The 26,633-nt window shown below is 33.4% G+C and carries 2 protein-coding genes; both read right to left on the bottom strand.

What is annotated here, in order from left to right:
- Positions 1–3,846 (bottom strand): non-ribosomal peptide synthetase (locus N456_RS01150; RefSeq protein WP_148639131.1); only part of this gene is annotated, 3,846 nt, incomplete at its 3' end.
- 23 nt (positions 3,847–3,869) lie between these two features.
- Positions 3,870–26,633: a hybrid non-ribosomal peptide synthetase/type I polyketide synthase gene (locus N456_RS01145; protein WP_062053012.1), complete on the bottom strand. Its 22,764-nt coding sequence runs from the start codon at positions 26,631–26,633 to the stop codon at positions 3,870–3,872.

The raw sequence follows: 26,633 nt of genomic DNA, 5'->3' as shown, positions 1-26,633 counted from the left end.
ATACAATTCCATAAACTCATCAACCAATATACCCTCTGACCAGCCATCACTGGCGATATGATGAAAAACACAAGCTAATACATACTGATCACCTCCTAAAGTATACAAACATGATCGTAACTTATACTCCTTTGATAAATCAAAAGGACGAATCAAATAGTTCTCCAAATTACTCTTTAACAGCATTTCGGACGATACTTCTTCTATATCCAATGACCAATCTTCAGCTCCTATAATTTCTTGATACCCGATACCTTCTTCTGAAACCAGTAAACTCCGTAAAACTTCATGACGGGAAACAATTTCTTGTAACGTCTGCTCTAATATTGAGATATCCAAACTCCCTTCTAAACGAAGAACAATAGGGATGTGATACTCTGTACTACCTTGCAACTGATCCAAAAACCATAACCGCTCCTGACTAAAGGATAAAGGAATACGATCCGAGCGATCCGCTACTTCAATACTTGGTAATAAAACTCCCTTAGATTGAGTCAATAAATGTTCTCCTAATCTAGAGATCGTTGTATATGCAAAAATATCTGCAATTTCAATCTCTATAGACAACTCCTTACGAATCATAGAGATTAATTGGGTTGCCAATAAACTATGACCTCCTAATTCAAAGAAATCGTCCTGTATACCAATCTTTTCTACTCCTAATAATTCTTGCCAAATAATAACTAGCTTTTCTTCTGTCTCATTACGAGGTGCTACATACTCTTTTGTCGATAACTCTGAACCATCCGGAGTTGGTAATGCTCTCTTATCCAACTTACCATTACTCGTTAATGGCATCTCTTCTAATTGAATCCATAATTGAGGAACCATATACTCCGGTAAGCTTGTCTTCAATTGGTCTTGTAATCTCTCTTTATCTAATACCTCATCCAATACCACATAACCTACCAAACGTTTTATACCAATACCATCTTCTTTAGCCAATACACAACAGTGGATAACCCCAGATAAAGATGACAATACATGCTCGATCTCTCCCAATTCAATTCGATATCCTCGAATCTTAACCTGATCATCTTTCCTACCAATATATTCTATACCCCCATCTGGTAGCCAGCGCGCTAAATCTCCTGTTTTGTATAATCTCTCATCTTCCACAAAAGGATTCGAAATGAATTTCTGTTTGGTTAATTCTTCTCGATTCAAATACCCTTGAGCTAAACCTTCTCCCCCTATACATAATTCTCCTATTACTCCAATAGGTAATAATTGTAATTCTTTATTTACTATATAGATCCTTGTATTAGCTATAGGATGCCCTATATGTATACGGTCCATGGATTGATAATTTGTAACATCCAATACACTACAACCAATTGTTGCCTCTGTAGGGCCATACTCATTAAATAACTTAACGGAAGAATTTAATTCTCCTAAATTATATAAATCTGAATGCGCTAATTGTTCTCCTCCAATAATTAACCTTTTTAGTTTAAGACGATCTAAATCTCTAAAAAATGACAGGTGTGCAGGAGTTAATTTAATTGAATTAATAGAAGCATTTAACACAATATCTTTTAACACTGATCCAACATTATCATCCTTGTAAATATGCAATTCCCCCCCTGTTAAAAGTGTTAAATAAATACTGGTCTGGGTTAAATCAAATGATAATGAACTAAATAGTGGAAAACTATAACTTGTATCATCTCCTCTATAATGCTCTATACTATATAATAAATAGTTTACTAGACTACCATGACTTATCATGACTCCTTTTGGTTGACCTGTACTTCCTGAAGTATAAATTATATAGGCTAAATCTGAGGATTGAATACTTCTCTTATCAATAGCCGATACTTTTAATTCTTCTTTTGATACTGTTTCTAACTCTATATCTATCGAAAAAACAGGTATACTATACTCTATAACATCAAATAAACTTTCTGACTCTATTATGAGTAATTTTATATTGGCATCATTTATAAGAAATGATTTGCGAGTATCTGGATAATCTTTAGCTATGGGAAGATAACATCCTCCTGATTTTAAAATACCTAATATAGAAATAATGGACCATACGTTACGATCTAACATTAAACCTACGACATCATTTGAAGTTAAATCATAGTTCTGCTGTAAATAAAATGCTAATTGATTAGATTTCTCATTTAGTTCTTTATAAGTCAATCTCTCTCCTTCAAAAACTATCGCTATATCATCTGGAGTATTCTTAACCTGCTCTTCAAATAGATCGATTATTGTCTTATCTTTTGGATAACATATTCTTGTATCATTAAAAGTATATAACAATTCATTTTCTTCCTTATTAGTAAGCATCGATAAACTATCTATGGGTTGGGAAATATCACTTACAATACTATTCAACAACTCCTGATAATGTAGTAACATTCGATCTATTGTACTCTCATCAAACAGAGCTGTACTGTAATTCACTCCTAACAAAATACCATCTTCTTTTTCCAATAAATTCAGCATTAAATCAAATTGGGCCGTAACGGTATCAAAATCATAATTAGAAATCGTAATATTTTCTAAATCTAAATCTGTTTCTTCAGATTCATCAAGAGCATTTTGTAATACAAACAACACCTGAAACAAAGGACTCATACTCCTATCTCGGCTAGTAACTACCCGATCCACAACCTTCTCAAAAGGTGCTAATTGATTGTCATAACTCTCTAAAGTTGTTTGTTTGACTCTTGCTAATACCTCTTTGAAACTCGGATCTCCGCTCAGGTCACTACGAAGGACCAGCGTATTTACAAAAAAACCTATCATCCCCTCTAACTCCGATTGCGTACGGTTTGCAATAGATGTACCTACACAAATATCTTCTTGCCCACTGTATCGAGACAATAAAACCTTAAAAGCAGCTAACAATAACATAAACATAGTTACTCCCTCTTGCTGGCATAATGACTCTAAAGAATTACTTAACTCCTGATCCAGTTTAAAAGAAATACTTGCTCCTGCATTACTCTGTACTGAAGGACGAGCATAGTCTGTTGGTAATGATAAGGTACTTACTCCCTTTAACTTTTCTTCCCAATAGGATAACTGAGCCTCTAAAACAGCTCCTTCTAAATACTTACGTTGCCAGATTGCATAATCTGAATATTGTAAACGTAACTCTGGTAGATCAGCAGAACGACCCGATTGTAAGGCACTATACAGCTCCATAAATTCATTAACCAATATTCCTCCTGACCAACCATCACTGGCGATATGATGAAAAACACAGGCTAATACATAGTGCTCATTTCCTAAATTATATAAACAACTTCTTAACATATAATCCCTTGATAGATCAAAGGGCTTTATAAGGTAATTATCTATGATATCCTCTAAATTAGATTCTGAAACTATCATCATTTCATCTAACTCCCATGATAATGGTGAAATTATTTCTTGATAACCAATACCTTTATTGGACTTGATTACTGTACGTAATACTTCATGACGGCAAATAATTTCTTTAAGAGATTGCTCTAATATAGATACATCTAAAGGTCCTTCTAGACGAAGAACAATAGGGATATGATACTCTGTACTGCCATGCAACTGATCTAGAAACCATAACCGATCTTGACTAAAGGACAATGGAATATAAGCTATATCATCTCTATTAATTTTTTCAATAACGATTCTATTTTTATATAAATTCGGTTGAATAAGTTCTGATTCTAAAAAATTGATAAGTAATTTAGAATTAGCTTTAATGAGCTTAATAAAATCAGTATCTATGGCTGAGGAATTATTCTTTTTTAATTTAAGTTTTCCTTCTTCTACATAAAGTTTATACCCTTTATTTTTACCTTCTTTTATAAGTGAAAGTGCATCTATATTTTTTAAATCCGACATATTTACTTTTTAATTTTACCTTATTAAAGATCTATGATGTCTACATCATCTTCAAATACTAATTCATTAGCCAAGAAATCAATATATAATGCTAATTTTTCTACAGTAGAATATTGAAAAATATCTTTAATGGCTATTTCAACTTCTAAGCTCTCACGTATCATCGATACCTGTCTAGTTGCTAATAATGAATGACCTCCTAACTCAAAGAAATTATCATGAATTCCTACACGCTCAATACCTAGCAATGTTTGCCAAATTTTAACAAGCTGTATTTCTATATCTGTAATTGGTGCTACATATTCATGGGTTGATAAATCTAAATTATCTGGTTCTGGCAATGCCTTCTTATCCAGTTTTCCATTACTACTAGTTAAAGGCATTGCTTCTAATTCCACCCAAATCATAGGAATCATATACTCTGGCAAACTGGATTTTAAGTTTTCTTGTAAACGCTCTTTATCTAACGCTTCTTCTAATACCACATAACCGATCAAACGTTTTATTCCGTTTGGATCTTCTTTAGCCAATACACAACATTGACTAATTCCTGATAGAGATGACAAGACATTCTCGATCTCTCCTAACTCAATTCGATACCCTCGGATTTTAACTTGATTATCTTTTCTTCCTATAAACTCTATATCACCATTTGGTAACCAACGTACTAAATCACCTGTACTGTACATACGAGACTCTTTTTCATTACTGAAAGGATTACGTATAAATTTCTCATTTGTTAATTTTTCATTATTCAAATAACCTCTAGCTAAGCCATCATCACCACCGATAAATAACTCACCTACAATACCTATAGGGCAAATATTATGATTAGAATCCAATACGAAAATTTTTGTGTTACCAAATGGAATACCTAATGGGATAGATTTTCGGAAGTTTTCAGTTAATGAAATCTTTTTTATTAATTTTCCTATTGTTGCTTCTGTAGGACCATAATGATTATAAACTTGGCAATCAATTTTATTTGAAGCAATAATATCTACAACATCTAACGTAAGTTGCTCACCTCCAAACATTAAACATTTTTTAGGTAAAAACAATTTTTCGTTATATTGTAAAGCTTTCCAATGTGAAGGAACTATTTTTAAGTAATCTATACTTATGTTAATTATTTTTTCAGGATTTGTAATTTCTTCTTTAGAAAAAATATAAAGAGAACCGCCTGTTAATAAAGAAGTATAAATAACTGTATTTCCTGAGTCGGCGGAAATTTTAGAAATTAATCCAAAACTACTACAATCTAACATATTAGTTTTATCTATAACCCCCCAAAGATGATCTGTTAAAGATTTATGTTCAATCATTACTCCTTTAGGCTTACCTGTACTTCCTGAAGTGTAAATAACATAGACCAAATGACTTGGCAATAATACACTACTAAGATTTTTTGAAGAATAACCCGAGACGACAGTCCAATCTGTATCCAAGCACAGAACGGATAAACCTTTACACTCCTCTAATACTTTGCTATTGACTGCGCTACTTAATACCAAATCAATAGCTGTATCACTAAGCATATAATCTATACGGTCCTTTGGATATTCTGGATCTATAGGAACATACGCTCCACCAGATTTTAGAATCCCTAAAATCCCTATGATCATCTCTAAACTACCTTCCATACAAATACCTACTAAATCATCTGGTTGTACACCTTGTTCGCGTAAATAATGTCCCAATTGATTTGAACGTTTGTTCAACTCCTGATAATTTAATTCTTCTCTTTCATAAACTACTGCTGTAGTATCTGGTGTGCGTCTCACCTGTTCCTCAAACAAATCTACTATCGTTTTATCTTTAGGGTAGGTTACAACTGTATTGTTAAAAACATTTAATAATTGATACTCTTCTTGGTGACTAAGCATCGATAAATTAGTGATGGGTTGAGTTATGTCAATCACAATACTCTTCAATAACTCCTGATAATGCAATAACATTCCATCGATTGTACCCTTATCAAATAAAACAGTAGAGTAATTCATTCTTAATGAAATACCGCGATCTGTTTCCAAAATATTTAATGTCAAATCAAATTTTGAAGCAACAACGTCAAAATCATAATTGGATATCGTAATACCTTCTATTCCTAATTCTTCAGATGCATCAGGAGTATTCTGTACTACAAATAATACCTGAAACAATGGGCTCATACTCATATCTCGGATAGTAACCACCCGATCCACAACCTTCTCAAATGGAACCAATTGATGATCATAGCCCTCTAATGTCGTCTGTTTTACATTTTTCAAGACATCTTGAAAACTTGGTGCTCCACTTAAATCACTGCGAAGTGCTAACGTGTTGACAAAGAATCCTATCATACCCTCTAACTCCGATTGTGTACGATTGGCAATAGGAGTACCTACACAAATATCATCTTGTCCACTATATCGAGATAATAAAACCTTAAAACCCGATAATAATAACATAAACAGCGTTACCCCTTCTTTTTGACACAATGACTCTAGGGAACTACTTAACTCTTCATCCAATTCAAAAGAAATACTTCTCCCTGCATTGCTCTTTACAGAAGGTCGAACATAATCTGTTGGTAATGATAATGTACTTACTCCCTTTAACTTTTCTTCCCAATATGATAACTGATCCTCTAAAACAGCACCCTCTAAATACTTCCGCTGCCAGATTGCATAGTCTGCATATTGTAAACGTAACTCTGGTAGCACTGCTGAACGACCTGATTGTAAAGCGCTGTACAATTCCATAAATTCATCAACCAATATACCCTCTGACCAACCATCACTAGCAATATGATGAAAAACACAGGCTAATACATAGTGCTCATTTCCTAAAGCATACAAACATGCTCGTAACTTATAGTCCTTTGATAAATCAAAAGGGTGCGTCAGATAGTCCTCTAGATTACTCTCTAATGCTGTTTTATCTGTTATTTCAATACGATCCAATGACCAATCTTCAGCTCCTATAATTTCTTGATATCCTATACCTTCTTCTGAAACCAGTAAACTGCGTAAAACCTCATGACGGGAAACAATTTCTTGTAACGTCTGTTCTAATATTGAAATATCTAAACACCCTTCTAAGCTAAGAACAGTAGGAATATGATACTCGGTACTACCTTGTAATTGATCTAAAAACCATAACCGTTCTTGACTAAAGGATAAAGGAATACGATCTGAGCGATCCGCTACTACAATACTTGGCAATAATACTCCTTCGGATTGAATGGATAAATGCTCCCCTAGAGCAGAGATTGTAGTATGTGTAAATACTTCTCGAATAGAGATTTCTATACACAGTTCCTTACGGATCATAGAAACCAATCGAGTAGCCAATAAACTATGTCCTCCTAATTCAAAGAAATTATCATATACTCCTACTTGTTGTACTCCTAATAATTCTTGCCAAATAACAACTAGTTGCTCTTCAGTCTCATTACGAGGTGCTACATACTCCCGTACGGATAATTCTGAACGATCTGGATCTGGTAATGCCTTCTTATCCAATTTGCCATTAGATGTTAATGGTATTTCATCTAATTTAACCCATAATTGAGGAACCATATACTCTGGCAAACGTAACTTTAAACGATCTTGTATTTCTTCCTTATTTAACTCTCCTTCTACAACTACATAGCCTACCAAACGCTTGTTTTTACTTGCATCCTCTCTTAACAGTACACGACATTGAGTAACTAAATCTAAGGATAATAACACATTTTCAATCTCTCCCAGCTCTATACGATAACCACGAATCTTTACCTGATCATCTACTCTACCGATAAACTCAATACTACCATCAACCAACCAACGTGCTAAATCACCCGTCCTATAAATTATTTCCCCTTCTACAAAAGGATTTACTATAAACTTTTCTCTCGTTAATTCTTCTTGATTCAAATACCCCTTAGCTACTCCTGTTCCTCCAATACATAACTCTCCAACTACGCCAATAGGTAATAATTCTTGCTTAGAATTTAAAACATAAAGACTTGTATTTGTAAGAGGTCTCCCTATTGGAATAGTTTCTGCACGATCTGATACCTTATTAATTGTGTAACAGGTAGCATATACAGTGGTCTCTGTAGGACCATAGACATGAAGGATTTTATCCGAACCTAATACTGATAACATCTCTCGAACAGGAGATATTGAAACTTTTTCACCACCAAATAATAATAGTCTTAAACTTGATAATAAGGATAGATCGTATTCTGCTAAAGAATTAAATAATGCTGTCGTAATAAAAATAACACTCAGTTTATTCCGACTTATAACCTGAGACAAAGCTCCAGCATCTGAAGCCGTTGAACTATCTATCAAATAAAGAGAAGCTCCACTTAAAAGACTCCCAAAAATCTCATATGTTGAACCATCAAATGCATAATTAGACCATTGAAGTACTCTATCTGAATCCTCTATTGAGATCTTACTTGATGGATCATTAACAAGAGTAATTACATTTTCATCACTAATAAGGATTCCTTTAGGAAATCCTGTTGTTCCTGAAGTATACATTACATAAGCAACTGAACCAAATTTTCTTTTATATAAACTTTCTGAAGTTTCATAATTATAAGATTCTACTATATTTAAAAAAGTACATCCCGAAACTGATAAACTTGATAATAAAGCCTCTTCTTTATATATAAGAAAATTTACACTTGAGTCTTTAACGATATAAGATAATCGATTAGATGGTAATGATGGATCTAAGGGAACATAAGTACATCCTGATTTCAGAATACCTAGCATACTAATGATCATATCAAAACTTCTATTAAATATAATAGCTATTCGAGAATTTTCAACCACTCCTGCCGACTCTAAGTAATGAACCAACTGATTTGACTTATCATCTAAATCTCTATAAGTTATAGATTCTCCTCTAAAGACTATTGCTGTAGCTTCTGGAGTTTTTCTTACCTGTTCTCCAAATAAATCAACTATTGTTTTTTCTTTTGGATAAGAAATCTTTGTATCATTAAAAACATTTAATAACTGATATTCTTCCGTTGCTGTAAGCATCGAAAGACTATTTATTGGCTTAGTAATATCACTTACAATACTATTTAATAACTCTTGATAATGTAACAGCATTCTATCAATCGTACCTTTATTAAATAAAGCCCTAGAATATCCCATATCTAATGAAATACCAGTATCCCCTTCAGAGACACTTAGCATCAAATCAAATTGAGAGGTAACAATATCAAAATCATATTCTGAAATTGTAATATCTTGTAGGTTTAATTCTTCAGAAGATTCAGGGGTATTCTGTACTACAAACAACACCTGAAACAATGGGCTCATACTCATATCTCGAGTGGTTACTACCCGATCCACAACTTTCTCAAAAGGAGCCAACTGATGGTCATATCCTTCTAATGTCGTTTGCTTTATTCTTCCTAATATATCTCGAAAACTTGGATCTCCACTTAAATCACTACGAAGTGCCAACGTGTTTACAAAAAATCCTATCATACCTTCTAACTCCGATTGCGTACGATTTGCAATAGGGCTGCCTACACAAATATCATCCTGTCCACTATATTGAGACAATAAAACCTTAAAGGCGGATAATAATAACATAAACATCGTTACTCCTTCTTGTTTACATAATAACTCTAAGGAATTACTTAACTCTTTATCCAACTCAAAAGAAATATTTGCTCCTACTGTACTATGTATTGAAGGTCGGACATAATCTGTCGGTAACGATAAGATACTTACTCCCTCCAACTTCTTTTCCCAATACGATAACTGAGCTTCTAAAACAGCACCTTCTAAATATTTCCGTTGCCAAATAGCGTAATCTACATATTGTAAATTTAACTCTGGAAGATCTGCAACTTTGCCAGATTGTAAGGTGCTGTACAATTTCATAAATTCATGAACCAAAACACCTTCTGACCAACCATCACTGGCAATATGATGAAAAACACAAGCTAGTACATATTGCTCACCTCCTAAAGCATACAAACATGCTCGTAACTTATACTCCTTTGATAAATCAAAAGGACGAATCAAATAGTCCTCTAGATTACTCTCTAATACTATTTTATCTGTTATCTCAATGTAATCCAATGACCAATCCTCAGCCCCTATAATTTCTTGATACCCTATACCTTCTTCTGAAACCAGTATACTACGTAAAACCTCATGACGCGAAACAATTTCTTGTAACGTCTGCTCTAATATCGATACATCTAATGCCCCTTCTAGTCGAAAAACACTAGGAATATGGTAATCGGTACTACCCTGCAACTGATCTAAAAACCATAAGCGCTCCTGACTAAAGGATAAAGGAATGCGAACAGGGCGATCTGCTACTACAATACTTGGTAGTACTATTCCCTCTGATTGAACCGATAAATGCTCTCCTAATGCAGAAATTGTAGTTTGGACAAAGACTTCTCGAATAGAAATCTCTATACATAATTCCTTACGAATTATAGAAACCAGACGAGTAGCTAATAAACTATGACCGCCCAATTCAAAGAAATTATCGTGTATCCCTATTTGCGGTACTCCTAATAAATCCTGCCAAATTACAACCAATTGTTCTTCGGTTTTATTACGAGGCGCTACATACTCACGACTTGACAATGCTGAACTATCTGGATCTGGTAATGCCTTCTTATTCAACTTACCATTATCAGTTAACGGCATTCTATCTAATGAAACCCAAATCATAGGAACCATATACTCAGGTAAACGTAACTTTAATTGTTGTTGGATATACTCCTTATCTAATACTCCTTCCAATACCACATAACCTACTAAACGTTTTATACCAGTGATATCTTCTTTAGCCAAAACACAGCATTGCTTAACTCCTGATAACAAAGATAGTGTGCTCTCAACCTCTCCCAATTCTATACGATACCCGCGGATTTTTACTTGGTCATCTTTCCTGCCTATAAATTCTATATTACCATCTGGCAACCAACGTGCTAAATCACCAGTCTTGTATAACCTATCATTTTCTACAAAGGGATTCTTTATAAACTTCTCTCTAGTTAATGCTTCTTGGTTTAAATACCCTTTAGCTAAACTATTTCCTCCTATACACAATTCTCCAACTACACCAATTGGTAGTAATGATTCCGAAGAACTCAGTACATAAAAATTATTATTCCATAAAGGTTTACCTATCGGCACATTAACTAACCCTTCTAAACTACTAATAGTATCTGTTTCGAAATAAGAACTATCTATCGTGGTTTCTGTAGTTCCATAACTATTAATGATTCGCATAGCATGCCCAAATCTAGTATAAACTCTTTTAAAATCATTAATACTACAAACATCAGATCCTAAAATCAAAAGCTGTATCCAGTCATAATCTAAGCCTTGATCATAGATATAGTCCATCAATGGCACAATTAGTCCTGGAGTACCTTCTAGTATAGTAACACCCGCTTCTGAAATCAAATTATACAATCTCGACGAATCTAATCGAACGTCTGAAGGACAAAGCACCATTTTACCTCCAAATAACAAACTCCGGCATAAATCTCCAGAGAATACATCAAAAGAAAAACTTGCCATTTGTAATAAGCATGTATCACTATTCAACTTATACACTGATTCCCAACATAATGCTATATTCAATAAATTCGAATGACTTACAGTAACACCTTTAGGATTACCTGTAGAGCCTGATGTATAAATCACATAAACAGAATGATCAGGATTAATAATGGTGTTTACTTTTTTTATTGATTGTTTTCCAATTGCTTTCCAATTGTTATCTACAATAATAACTTGCATTTTTTTATGCTCGGCAACTAAAAACTCATGAGCATGATCAGTAATAAAAAAAGAAAGAATACTATCCTCGATTATATAATGAATACGCTCTTCTGGATATTCTGTATCTATAGGAACATAGGTGCCTCCGGCCTTTAAAACTCCAATCACGGCTATAATCATATCCATAGAACGATCAATACAAATCCCTACTAAGTCTTCTGCTTTAATCCCTTTCTTAATCAAATAATGAGCTACTTGATTAGATCTCCTATCCAATTCTTTATACGTTAGTTCTTCTTTTTCAAAAATTATTGCTATTGCTTCTGGGGTACGCTTAACCTGATCTTCGAATAAATCGATTATTGTTTTATCTTCGGGAATTGCTATTTTAGATCTATTAAATATTTGAAGCTGTTCTTCTTCTTCCTTGCGTAGTATGCTTAAAGTGTTTACACTCACTTCTTCTTCACTACTCAATCCTGCTATAAGCTGAATCAATGACTCTTCCATATAAGCAAGTATACGGTCAGCACCAATACCTCCATCTATCAATACCGATAATCCAAAATCAACACCAAAATCATCTACACTTAGATCAAATGGATAGTTTGTCCGTTCATAATCATCTAAAACGGTTATACCTAAGTCTGTAATATCATCCTTTTCTGATAAAGATGGAGAAGAATGACGGTAATTTAATAATGCACTGAAAAAAGCCATCTCATTGGGGATACTACTCCAATCATGAATATGAGATAAAGGGGTTTGCTCATAGGGTAATAAATTCTGTAATCCATCTCTAACTTGTTCCAAATATTCCTTTACACTTCCTTTTAATTCCAAAACAACTGGTAGCGTATTGATAAACAAACCTAAAGAATCAGCAGCTCCTAAAGAACCTTGCAATCTACCTGAAAATAAAGACCCAAATAAAGCGTATTCTTTATTACTACATCTCGCTATAACTAATCCAAAAGCTGCATGAAACAATACCGCTGGACTCATACCAAGACTTAAACAGATTTTACGCAATGTAATACTTAAATCTTTGGAGAGAATAACTATAGATTCTTCAATATCTTTACCATCCCCTAAGACATTTGATAAATTAAAAGGATATGTTGGCTCTTCGATTGCCCCTAATAATGACTTAAAATAGAGTTCTCCATTGCCGATTGATTGTTCATATAATGTATGACCAATAAATTCTCGATATAAAAAAGGAACGGGGAGCTTTGCTTCTTCTCCTGATAAATACAACATAACCTCTTCTGTTACTTTCTCTAAACCTACATGATCCATTATCAAATGGTGATAATGTACTATCAGATAATAGCATTCATTCTTAGGGTCATCAGCCAATTTTAATTCCAATAATGGAGCTTTTGAGAGATCCATCCAATGACCTCCCGAGGCTACCAACAATTCTAACTGAGGTAAAATTTCCATGGAGGTATCTAAATCTAAGTTATCTACTGACAAAACCGCTTCTCGCAATACTACTTGAACAGCACTAGGTAAACCAACACTCAAAACACAAGTACGCAACACATCGTGTCGATTTACGACAAATTGTAAAGCCTCTATAAACGCTGCTCTCTTTCCTAGATCTGAAAATGAAAGTAAACTCGAAAGAATATAAAGATCGCCCTGATCAGAATCATTTATCAAATGATGGAAATAAATTCCTTCTTGCAAAGGAGATAAAGGATAGATGTCCTGAATATTCGAAACACCACCCGGAACCATTGCCATTATTTTGTTCAAATCGCTTTGACCAAAGTTAACTAAAGGTACCATTGATGGAGTGATATCCTCACTTGTAACTGTAATCCCATTATCAGGAACGCTATAAACTGAAGATACGGACGATAACTTATCACTTATGAAAGCTACTGTAGGGCCTGCAAAAATATCTTTTACTACAATATTAAAATCTAACACTTGTAAGCGAGATATCAATTGAACTACCAATAAACTATGACCTCCTAATTCAAAAAAGTTATCATGAATTCCTACTTGCTCTACTCCTAATAATTCCTGCCAAATCTCAACTAATTGAAACTCTATCTCGTTACGAGGTGCAACGTATTCTTGCGTAGATAATTGAGATTCATCGAACTCTGGTAAGGCCTTCTTATCCAACTTTCCGTTAGGTGTTAACGGTATTGTATCTAATTCGACCCATAACTGAGGAACCATATACTCTGGTAAACTAGACTTTAATTGTTCTTTAATCTCTTCTTTATTTAATACTCCTTCTACTACTACATAGCCTACTAATCGTTTATTCCCACTTACGTCTTCTTTTATCAAAACACGACATTGAGTAATCTGATTTAAGGACAATAAAACGTTCTCAATCTCTCCCAACTCAATACGGTAACCCCGAATCTTTACCTGATTATCTAATCTGCCAATAAACTCAATACTGCCGTCAGGTAACCAACGAGCTAAATCTCCTGTTCTATAAATTACCTCTCCTTCTATAAAAGGATCAGTGATAAATTTCTCCTTGGTTAAGTCTACTTGATTTAAATACCCTTTGGATACTCCTGCTCCTCCAATATATAACTCTCCAATAACTCCAATAGGTGATAATTCTTGTTTAGAATTTAAAACATAAAGATTTGTATTAGTAAGTGGTTTACCTATTGGAATAGTTTCTGAATTATCTGGTATCTCATAAATTTCGTGATAGGTAGCATATACTGTTGTCTCTGTAGGTCCATAAACATGAAGTATCTTATTAGGTCCTAAAGCTAATAGCATCTTTCGAACAGGAGGTACAGAAACCTTTTCTCCTCCAAACAACAAAAGTCTCAAACTTGATACTAAAGATAAATCACAGGTTGCTAATGAATTAAACAATGCCGTTGTAATAAAGACGATACTCAACTCATTTTTATGTATAACTTTAGATAAAGCTCTAGCGTCTGAAGCCGTTGAACTATCTATCAAATAAAGAGATGCTCCACTTAAAAGACTCCCAAAAATCTCATATGTTGATCCATCGAATGCATAATTAGACCATTGAAGTACTCGATCTGAATCATTCATTGCAATCTTACTTGATGGATCATTTATCAAAGTAATTATATTTTTATCGCTGATAAGGATTCCCTTAGGAAAACCTGTTGTACCAGAAGTATACATTACATACGCAACTGAATCAGGTTCTCTTTCATATAAAATTTCTGAAACTTCATAATTATGAGACTCTCCTATATTTAAAAAAGTACATCCTGAAACTGATAAATTTGATAATAACGATTCTTCACTATAAAGAAGTAAGTTTACCCCAGCATCTTCAAGTATATATGATAAGCGATTAGGTGGTAATAAAGGGTCTAGAGGAACATAAGTACATCCTGATTTCAGAATACCTAATATGCTAATGATCATATCAAAACTTCTATTAAATAAAATAGCTATCTGAGAATTCTTAACTATCCCTACCGATTTTAAATAATGAGCTAATTGATTCGATCTATCATCTAACTTCTTATAACTTAATTTTTTATCTTTATAAACTACCGCTATAGCTTCTGGAGTTTTTCTTACCTGCTCTTTAAATAAATCAATTATTGTTTTATCTTTTGGATAAACAAAGGTTGTATCATTAAAAATGTTTAATAATTGATGTTCTTCCTGTGCAGGGATCATAGATAAACGATCTATAGGCTGAGTAATGTTGCTCACAATACTCTTCAATAGCTCCTGATAATGTATTAACATTCTATTGATTGTTTTCTTATCAAATAAAGCCGTACAATATGACATATCCATTGAAATATTGTTATCGTCTTCAAATACACTCAACATCAAATCAAATTGAGAGGTAATCGTATCAAAATCATAATTTGAAATCGTAATACCTTCTAAGTTTAATTTTTGAGATGCATCAGGAGTATTCTGTAATACAAAAAGCACCTGAAACAATGGACTCATACTCATATCTCGTTTAGCTACAACGCGATCTACAACTTTTTCAAAAGGAGCTAACTGATTATCATAACCTTCTAAAGTCGTCTGCTTTACCATTGTCAGTAAATCCCTGAAACTTTGGTCTCCACTTAGGTCACTGCGAAGCGCTAAGGTATTTACAAAAAAACCAATCATACCCTCTAACTCTAATTGTGTCCGATTCGCAATTGGCGTACCAACACAAATATCATCCTGTCCACTATAACGGGATAACAAGACCTTAAAGGCTGATAATAAAAACATAAACATGGTAACGCCTTCGGATTTACATAAGGACTCTAGGGATGCACTCAGCGTTTTGTCTAATACAAAAGAAATACTAGCTCCCTCTGTACGATGTACGGAAGGGCGAACATAATCCGTAGGTAATAATAAAGTGCTAACGCCTTGTAGCTTTTCTTCCCAATATAATAATTGGTTCTCTAAAACAGTGCCTCCTAAATATTTTCGTTGCCAAATAGCATAATCAGAATACTGCAAACTTAATTCTGGTAGAACAGCTGTTCGGTCAAGCGTTAGAGCACTATACAACTTCATAAATTCATTTACTAAAACGCCTCCAGACCAACCATCACTAGCAATATGATGGAACACACTAGCTAGTATATACTTTCCATCTCCCAAGTCATACAAACAAGCACGTAATTTGTAATCACTTGATAAATCAAAGGGTTTTGTCAGATAACTATTCAGGCTGCTCTCTACTACTATTTCATCAGCTATTACAGAATGATCTAAAGACCAATTTTCTGCACTTACAATTTCTTGATACCCTACTCCTTCTTCTGAAAGAAGTAGACTACGTAATACCTCATGACGAGAAACAATCCCTTGCAGGGTTTGCTCTAATATCGATACATCTAAAGATCCTTCCAAACGAAGAACAATAGGAATATGGTAGTCTGTACTGCCTTGTAGTTTATCCAAAAACCATAAACGCTCCTGACTAAAGGATAAAGGAATGCGACTAGGGCGATCTGATGCTACAATACTTGGTAATAATTCTCCTTTGGATTGAGCCAATAAATGCTCTCCTAATGCAGAAATTGTAATATGCGTAAAAACTTCTCGAATAGAGACTTCTATCGCTAGTTCCTTACGGATTATAGAGACTAGGCGAGTAGCTAATAAACTATGACCACCTAATTCAAAGAAATCATCATGTATTCCTACTTGTTCTATTCTTAATAATTTTTGCCAAATTGTAACTAATAGAAACTCTATTTCATTACGAGGAGCTACATATTCTTTACTTGATAATTCTGAGCTATCTGGATCTGGTAACCCCTTCTTATCTAACTTTCCATTACTCGTTAAAGGCATTACATCTAATGCAATCCAGATCATAGGAATCATATAATCAGGTAAGCTTAACTTTAATTCTTCTTGGATTGATTCTTTATCTAACGTACTTTCCAACACAACATAACCTACCAGACGTTTAGTACCATTCACACCTTCTTTAGCCAATACACAACACTGAGTAACTCCTGATAAGGATGACAATACATTCTCTATCTCTCCCAACTCTATACGATAACCTCTAATTTTAACTTGATCATCTTTTCTCCCAATAAATTCTAAATTCCCATCAGGCAACCATCGTGCTAAATCGCCTGTCTTGTACATTCGCTCTCCTGCTTTAAAAGGATTGGCTATAAACTTCTTAGCAGTAAGTTCAGGTTGATTTATATAGCCTCTGGCTACTCCCAATCCGCCAATACACAATTCGCCAACTACACCAATAGGTAATAATGATTCTGAAGTGTTTAATATATAAAAACTGCTATTCCATAAAGGTTTACCTATTGGTACATTAACCAAATCATCAAGGTTATCAACATTATCAGTTTCGAAATATGAGCTATCTATTGTAGTTTCTGTAGTCCCATAACTATTAATGATTCGGATAGCGTGTCCAAACCTAGTATACACTCTTTTAAAATCATTAATTTTACATATGTCAGATCCTAAAATCAGAAGTTTTATCCAAGCATAATCCAAATTTTCTTCATAGATATAATCCATCAATGGAATAACTAAACCTGGCGTACCTTCTAATATACTAACACTTTTTTCTAAAATTAGATTATACAGCCTAACTGGGTCTAGCTTAATATCTGAAGGACAAAGTACCATTTTACCTCCAAATAATAAGCTCCGGCATAAATCTCCAGAAAATACATCAAAAGAAAAACTTGCCATTTGTAATAAACAAGTAGTAGTATCCAATTCATAAGATGACTTCCAACATAAAGCCATATTCAATAAACTTTTGTGATTAATCACAACACCCTTAGGTCTACCCGTAGAACCTGATGTATAAATCACATAAACAGACTGATCGGGATTGATAATAGTATCTACCTTCTTTGTTGGTTGTTTGCCAATTGCCTTCCAGTTATTATCGATAGTAATAACTTTCATCTTCTTATAACCTGTAACTAAAAACTCATGAGCATGATCTGTAATAAAAAAAGTAGTAGTACAGTCTTCTATTATGTAATGAATACGGTTTTCTGGATATTCAGTATCTATAGGTACATAAGTTCCTCCTGCTTTCAAGACACCAAATACGGCTATAATCATATCCAAGGAACGATCAACACAAATCCCTACTAAGTCCTCTGATTTTATTCCCTTCTTAATCAAATAATGTGCTACTTGATTAGATTTCTTATCTAATTCTTTATACGTTAATTCTTTTTTTCCAAAAACTACTGCTATATTATCTGGAGTTCGCAAAACTTGTTCTTCAAACAAGTTAATTATCGTTTTATCTTCAGGAATTACTACTTTGGTTTCATTAAATACTTGTAATTGTTGCTCTTTTTTATCTTTGGATAACAATTGTATATCCTCTATAGTACCTCCTTTGTTTTCAATTACCTGATTTAATATAAACTGATAGCTATCTAAAATATCTTTTGCTAATTCATTACTTAAGAAAGATTCTCTATAATCCAAAGTAAGAACTAAATCTCCTGATTCCTCAATAGCGTTAAATATTAAGTCAAAATCACTGTAAACCGGCTTATTATGTGTGATCTGCAAGTCTAACCCTTCCATATCAGTATTAGCTATACTAACATCAAAATTGAAAATAACGTTTACAAAATTATCATACCTTATATCAGTTTCTTTTTGTAATAATTCCATAAAATTAGCATATGGATATTCTTGATGTTCATATGCTTCGTATATTCTACTTTTTAAATCTTTAAGATATTTAAATAAAGAGTCTTTGGAATTATAGGATGCTAAGAAAGGCATAAAATGAGAGAAATCTCCAATTGCTTCTTCTATATCTGGCATGGTTCGACCACCTGAAGGCATACCGATAATAAGTTCATTTTTTTGACATATTTTACATAATAAGAGCTCGAATGCCGACAAAAATGTCATGAAAAGTGTTAAATTTTGTTGACCACTCCACTTTCTATATCTCAGAACATCTTCTTTAACAATACGTAACGAAACTGAATTAGAGGTATTACTATATTTAGATAGATTATTATCAAAAGGAAGTGTTATATAAAAGGATTTTTTAGAAAATTTATTTATAAAATAGTCTTCATGAATCTTCCACTCATTACTATTTAAGTTATTTTCTAACCATACTGTATACTGTCTAAAATCTACGGATTGTAATGAATTAAGTTTTTTTCCTTGAAATAACGAATTATAATTATCTATAATTCCCTGAATAAACAAAGCGCAAGACCATCCATCTGCTATTATATGATGCATTGTTACAATCAAAGTTCTCTTTTCTGATGAAAATTTTATTAATTGTAAACGTACAAATGGGCCATTGATAAATGAGAATGCAGTAACTAGGTTTTGATGAACTAAAGCTTCATATTTTTCTTCTTGTTCTTCTAAGCTATCCGCAGAAAAGTCAATCTCTTCTAATGGTAAATTAATAGGGGGATCAAAAACTAAATGTTCTCCATCTTTTGAAACTCTGGTTCTTAAAATACTGTGAGTATCTATTAAATTATGTATTGCCATTTTTAGCAATGATGCATATATTTTACCTTTCATCTGTAAGCTGAAAGATTGAGTATATGCTAAAGATCTTTCTGGATCAATCTCTTGAAGAAGGTTAAACTTTTTTTGTGTCAAAGTTAACTTAGTCATCGAAATCTGTGACTCTTGCACATTATCATTACTATTTGTAATATCTTTTACCTTCTCTTCTTGAGAAATATTAGAAGATGTATAAACCAGTTTGGCACATTCAGTAATTCCTTTATATAATGCTTCTATATCATCATCAGAATGAGCAAATGAGAGAAAAAGATTATTAGACTCCCACACATATATCCCTCTCTGTACTAAATGAAAAGCTAATAATTCGAAGTTAGCTTTATATCTAAATGAAAATAAGGATCCAAAGTAGACCATCATTATGGGGAGTGATTCTTTTTCAAAATAATCATTCAATCGCCCCATTAAAGAAGCTGTTCTGTTATTAAGATCCAGATATGCTTCTTTTCCATCTTTTTTTATCTGATTAAGAACTGCTCTTGATGCTGCCATAGTTAATGGATGGCGTGTAAAAGTACCTGCTACAAAAGATTTATCTATTTCTGGATAAGAATCATCTCCAAATTGCCAAGAACCACCGTCTACTGCATCAAGATATTTTGATGAACCTGCAACAATACCTATAGGCATCCCTCCTCCTGCAATTTTTCCGTAAATGGCAATATCAACTTTGATATCAAAATACTCTTGAGCTCCTCCTGGCATAATTCTAAAACCAGTAACCATTTCATCAAAAATTAAAGGAATATCTAATTCTTTGCTTAATTGACTAAGTTGATGTAATAATTCTTTTGGTTGAAAATCAGGAAATCTACTTCGTACAGGCTCTACGAGTATTCCTGCAAGATCATCTTTATGAGTCTTAATTTGTTCAATAATATTATCATCAGAATAATTAAGTATAATTAAATCCTTAACCATATTTTCTGTTACTCCTGAAGATAATGACTCTACTACATTTTCTTCACTCCCTTGAACTCCAAGTGTTATTTCTCCATGTCCATGAAAAGAGGCTGAAAAAACTACAATTTTATTCTTTCGTGTAACTGCTCTTGCTATTCTTAATGCAAAAGAAACAGCTTCTGTACCTGTATTGGTGAGACAAACTCGTTCGGCTCCTGTCAGTTCTGATACTAATTCTGCAATCTCTCCCGACATTTTATTCATAGGACCAATAATCATTCCTTGATTATGTTGTTCGAGAATTGCTTTAGCAATAAAGTCTGGTTGATGCCCAAAAATACAAGACCCAAATCCCATTACTATATCAATATATTCATTACCATCAATATCTGTAAACTTAGATCCTAAAGCATGTTCGCACACAATTGGATATACCATTTCTTTTGTAGAAATATTAAACTTATAAGTAGAACGATAATCCGCTAAAACAGCTTTGTTCTTAACAGCAAAAGACTTTGATTTCTTAGTTTTATCAGTATAACTCTCTATTAATTGTGGTAACTGTTCTTCCTGATTTTTTGGTAATTTTTGAAAATAAAAACTTTTACTACCAAATGATCCTGGGAGATTAATCTTTTGTTTTGGTGTTATTTTTTTTTTTTCAGAATCGAATGCATTGATTGTTTCAGAAACTTGAATCGGAGTTTTTTTTATATCAAGTTCATCATCAATTTTTGTTGTACTAGAGGTATTCAGATATTCAGAAAGTATCTGGTTTTGTTGTGCTAGAATACGATTCTGTTCTGCAAACTGATCTCTAATTATTGTAAGTCCAATACTACGATCAAGCTTGGTATCCTTAATTACCTCTTTAATTGGAGTTTTAGCATCTTCTTCAATCGATTTGCTTATGTCTTCTTTTCCTATATTTAAATGTATTTCATCAACAATATCTTTATTAGAGGCTCCTGAAATTTTACAAGAAGTATTTGTATTAAATACCTCTACTGCTTGTAACTGATCATCCGATTCCGATATAGTTTGTATTTGCTTCGTTTCTTGAATAATATATTTTATAATTGCTCTCAAATCTGTCAAATCTTCGAACATCTTACGAATCGGGAGTTTCACTTTGTATTCTTTCCGTATTTTGTTTATGATTTCCATCAAAGAAAATGAGTCCGCACCATATTGTAACAGTGGTCTATCTAATTCTATTTCTTTAATATCCATCTGAAGCGTAGCTGAAATTGTTTTCTTTAAAAAATTCTCTATATCCTTAAAAACCATCGTTACGGAAATGTCTTGATTGTTACTATTTGAGCTTGTATGTGATGTTTGAGAAATGGTTGTTTTATTTTCTTCTATCCAAAATCTTTTTCGTTGGAAAGCATATGTTGGGCAATTTATTTTCTTAACATCACTATTGGAGTAAAATGAATTCCATTGTACGTCACCTCCTTCTGTATACCATTCGCTTAAACTTTCTAATAATTGTAGGTGTTGCTTTTTATCTTTTCTGAAGGAAGGTAACCAAATCGCTTTATCTGCTTTTTGTTCTGACAAGCATTGATTTCCCATAGTAATCAAAACTGGATGTGGTCCTACTTCTAGGTATACATCACATTCTAACTTCTCTAGTGATTGTATACCACTTAAAAAATCTACAGGCGCACTAATATGATCTACCCAATACTGCGAGGTACTTATTTCTTTTCCTGCCACCATTCCTGTTAGATTACTTATCAGTGGGTACTTTGGAGATTGAAATTGAATTGTATCTGCTATCGCTTTAAAATCAGATAGCATTGGTTTCATTAAAGGGGAATGAAAAGCATGTGAAACGTTCAATCGTTTCCATTTAATTTCTTGTGAAGAAAATATACTCGTTATCTTCTCAATCGCTTCTTTTTCTCCAGACAATACTATTTGATCTGGCGTATTAATTGCTGCGATCGTAATTTTCTCTTTATAATCCTTTAATAGTTCAGAAATATATTCTTTACTTGATTGCACAGATATCATTACTCCTGCCTGTGATAGTCCTTGCATAAGACGCCCTCTGGATGCTACTAGTCTAAGACCTTCTTCTAAGGAAAATACTCCTGCTACGCAGGCTGCAACAAGTTCTCCTACACTATGCCCCATTACTACACTTGGTATAACACCCCAGTGTATCCAAAGTTGGTATAATGAATATTCTATTGCAAATAGTGCGGGTTGTGTATATTGTGTGTGATCTATTAGCTTTGCTTTTTCACTTCCTTTTTGTGCAAATAAAACTGTAATTAAATTTTCATCTAAATAAGGTTTTAACAATTCTGTACATAGATCTAAAGTATTCTTAAAAACTGGTTCGGCAGCATACAGTTCTTCTCCCATCCCCGTATATTGAGCGCCTTGTCCTGTAAATAAGAATGCTGTTTTTAATGATTTCTTTTTTTGAAATGAAACCACTGCTTCATTTAGTTTTTGGACTAGTTCTTCTTTAGTTTCGGAAACTACTCCCAATCGGTTTTCAAAATGATCTCTGGTAACCGATAAACTATACGATAAATCATTAATTGTAATTTCTGGAGTATTCTTTATATAATCAATTATCGAAACAACTTGAGATTTTAATGCTTTTTCTCCCTTTGCAGATATTGTTGTTATTGTTATTTTTTTAGAAGAAATTGGATTTTTTGATATTTCTGTTTTATGAAACGGAGCTTCTTCTAGTACTATATGTGCATTTGTTCCGCCAAATCCAAAGGAACTTACACCTGCACGGCGTATGTGATTTTTTTTCTGATTCCATAATAACAAATCTTTAGGAATCGATATATTCAATTTTTCCCAATTAATATATTTATTAGGGGTGTTATAGTGTAACTGTTTTGGGATTGCAGAATGCTGTAAACATAAAAGCGTCTTAATTAAGCCTCCAATTCCTGCTGCCGCTTCTAGGTGACCTATATTGGCTTTAACTGATCCTACTATTAAAGGGGTATCTATGTCTCTATTTTTTTTGAATACTGCATCTAGCGCATTAATTTCTATTGGATCTCCAAGAGATGTCCCTGTACCATGGGACTCTACATAATCAATATCTTTAGAGTGTAATCCCGCAGATTGTAATGCTGATTGTATTACCTCTTGTTGAGCCAATCCGTTTGGAGCAGTTAACCCATTGCTTTTACCATCTTGATTAATAGCAGATCCCTTAATTACACCTATGATATCATCCTTGTCTTTTATTGCTTTTGATAGTGGCTTTAGCAATATTAGTCCGGCACCTTCACTTCTTACGTATCCATTAGCAGAATTATCAAAAGTTTTACACCTCCCATCTACTGCCATCATTTTAGATTGGGACAATGCTATTGTAGATTCTGGTGTTACTATTAGATTTACACCTCCTGCAATAGCCATAGTACATTCCCCACTGCGAATACCTTTTATGGCCATATGTACACTGACTAATGAAGAGGAACAAGCTGTATCAATGGATATACTAGGCCCTTTAAAGTCATAATAGTATGATAATCGATTGGAAACAATACTTAATGCTGCCCCCGTTCCTGAATACATATCCTTAGGGTAATTTTTAAGTAGTGCTGCATAATCACTTTGAAGAACTCCAATATAGATCCCAGTTTTTGATCCTTTTAATTCCTTTGTCGGGTATCCTGATCTTTCTAATAACTCATGGGTTAATTCTAATAAAATACGTTGTTGAGGATCCATTAATTTAGCTTCTCTGGGCGATATGCCAAAAAAAGATGCATCAAATTCATCTATAGTATCTATAAATCCTCCCCAACGTGTATTCATTTTATTCCCGTCAATTTCTTCATTACTACTGAAGAAATCATCTATTTTCCATCGGTTCATTGGAACCTCTGTGATAGCGTCTACTCCTGACTTTAAATTTTCCCAAAATGTTTCTAAATCTTGTGCTCCCGGAAAACGACAAGACATCCCAATAACTGCTATCGGCTCTGAATGCAATATTTTTTTATCTTCAAAACCTGAAATTAAGTCACTCCCTTCATTAGATAATAAATAGGTTGCTAGATCCTTTATATTTGAATAGCTATAGATAATTGTTGGTGTTATTTCTGTATCTAAATAATCCGACAATTTCCCAGTTAATCTTATACTTTGTAGGGAGCTCATACCTAATTCTGAAAAAGAAGTACTGACATTAATCTTTGATATACTTACATTTAGCTCTGCTGCAATCGCTTCTTGCAACCACTTTTCTAAATCATTATTAGCCAATTCAGCTACTTTTAATAATTTATCTTCTTGTAAGTTTTCACTTGGGGAATTTATATTTTTACCTTCAACCCATTGCTCTAATATTCCATCAATAGCATTGGATTCATATAGCAATTTAGTGGCTAATCGTTTAATTTTTCCACTAGATGTTTTCCCTACTCTTCCTGGTTTAACCAATATAATGGCATATATGGATAGTTCATGTTGTTCAAATACACTATCACAGATACTTTTAATAATCCTATCAAAGTCATACCTTCTCATGGAGGTTCGTTTGATTTCTTGAACAATAACCAATTGTTCTTTCCCTTTTATTTCAGCACTAAAAGCCACTCCTGCATTGTTTTGTAAATCAGTATGTGATTTTTGTACAACACGTTCTATATCTTGCGGAAAATGATTGACTCCATTAATAATCATAAGTTCTTTTAAACGACCTGTTATATAGAGTTCTTTATTGTTTATAAACCCCATATCTCCTGTACGTAAATAGGTATCTTCTTGTTGGTTTGAGTCAACAATCTGCGCTTTAAAAACTTCTTTAGTTAATTTCTCTCTTTGCCAATATCCTTTAGTGATACTTTTCCCACTAACCCAGATCTCTCCAATCTCATCCTTATCACATACTTTTTTAGTATTTGGATTTACAATTATAGCATTCATGTCTTCTAATACCTGTCCACTGCTCATACATCTTATCATGTCTGATTCGTTACAGTCGTTTTTAGAAATCACAACTTTTCCTGAATGAAAATTTTCTTTATTCAGGAACAATGTTACAGGTATAGCATTAAAGTCCTTAGTACTTATAATCAAAGTTGTCTCTGCCATTCCATAACAAGGTGACAAATAAGTTGTTTTCAATCCAAAAGGCTTAAAAGTTGCTTCAAAACTATCCATTGTTTCAGGTCTAATCGGTTCTGATCCGTTAAACACAACACTCCAACTACTTAATTCTAAATTATTTAGATCTTCTTCTTTAATTTGCTGAACACATAGGTCATAAGCAAAATTAGGGGCTCCGCTAGTAGTTCCCTTATAATTTGAAATAGTTCTTAACCATCGAATAGGTTTTTGAATAAAAGCAGTAGGGGGCATAATTATTGTTTCGCATCCTACATATACGGCCTGAAGAATATTTCCTATCAATCCCATATCATGGTAAATCGGTAACCAGCTAACAATTATAGTTTCAGGATTATGACGATAACAATTACAAATTAGCTTTGAATTATGTATGATATTAGTATGTGTAACCATCACTCCTTTTGGGTCTCCTGTTGATCCAGAAGTATATTGAAGAAATGCCGTGTCACTAGGAAAAACAACTGGTAAGTCTTTATCTATGCCATCGGGCAAGATATCGGTTTGAACCCATTTTATATTCTCGAAATCTTCATTATCAAACCACTTATAGCTTTTTACATAAATAACGTCGGTAGTTAATATAAGGTTAGCCTCACAATCTGCTATGATATTCTCTAGCCGACCTATTCTTCTTTTTCCTTGTGGTGGAAAAGCTGGAACGGCTATTACACCCGCCAATAAACAACCAAAAAAAGCATCTGTAAAATCTAATCCTGATGGATATAAGAGTAAAACACGATCTCCGGGTTTTACATATTCTAATATATGTAATGCAATACGTTTTGCATTATCATATAAATCTTGATAGGTTCTGGAATCACTTTCTTCTTCTCCTTTTGCTAAAAATCTATAAATAACCTTATCGGGGGCTTGACTGATATGATCATTTAATATTGTAACTAAGGTTTTTCCTGAATTTATGTCCTCTGGGATCGCTGATTTTATTAATGACAT

The organism is Aquimarina longa SW024, assembly GCF_001401755.1.
Taxonomy (GTDB): domain Bacteria; phylum Bacteroidota; class Bacteroidia; order Flavobacteriales; family Flavobacteriaceae; genus Aquimarina; species Aquimarina longa.
Note: the sequence above shows the minus strand (reverse complement) of the source record. Positions and strands in the feature narration are given on the sequence as shown.

What these genes read in the sequence shown, in the direction of transcription:
- N456_RS01145 (WP_062053012.1), bottom strand. Translation starts at nt 26,633, where the DNA reads ATGTCATTAATAAAATCAGCGATCCCAGAGGACATAAATTCAGGAAAA.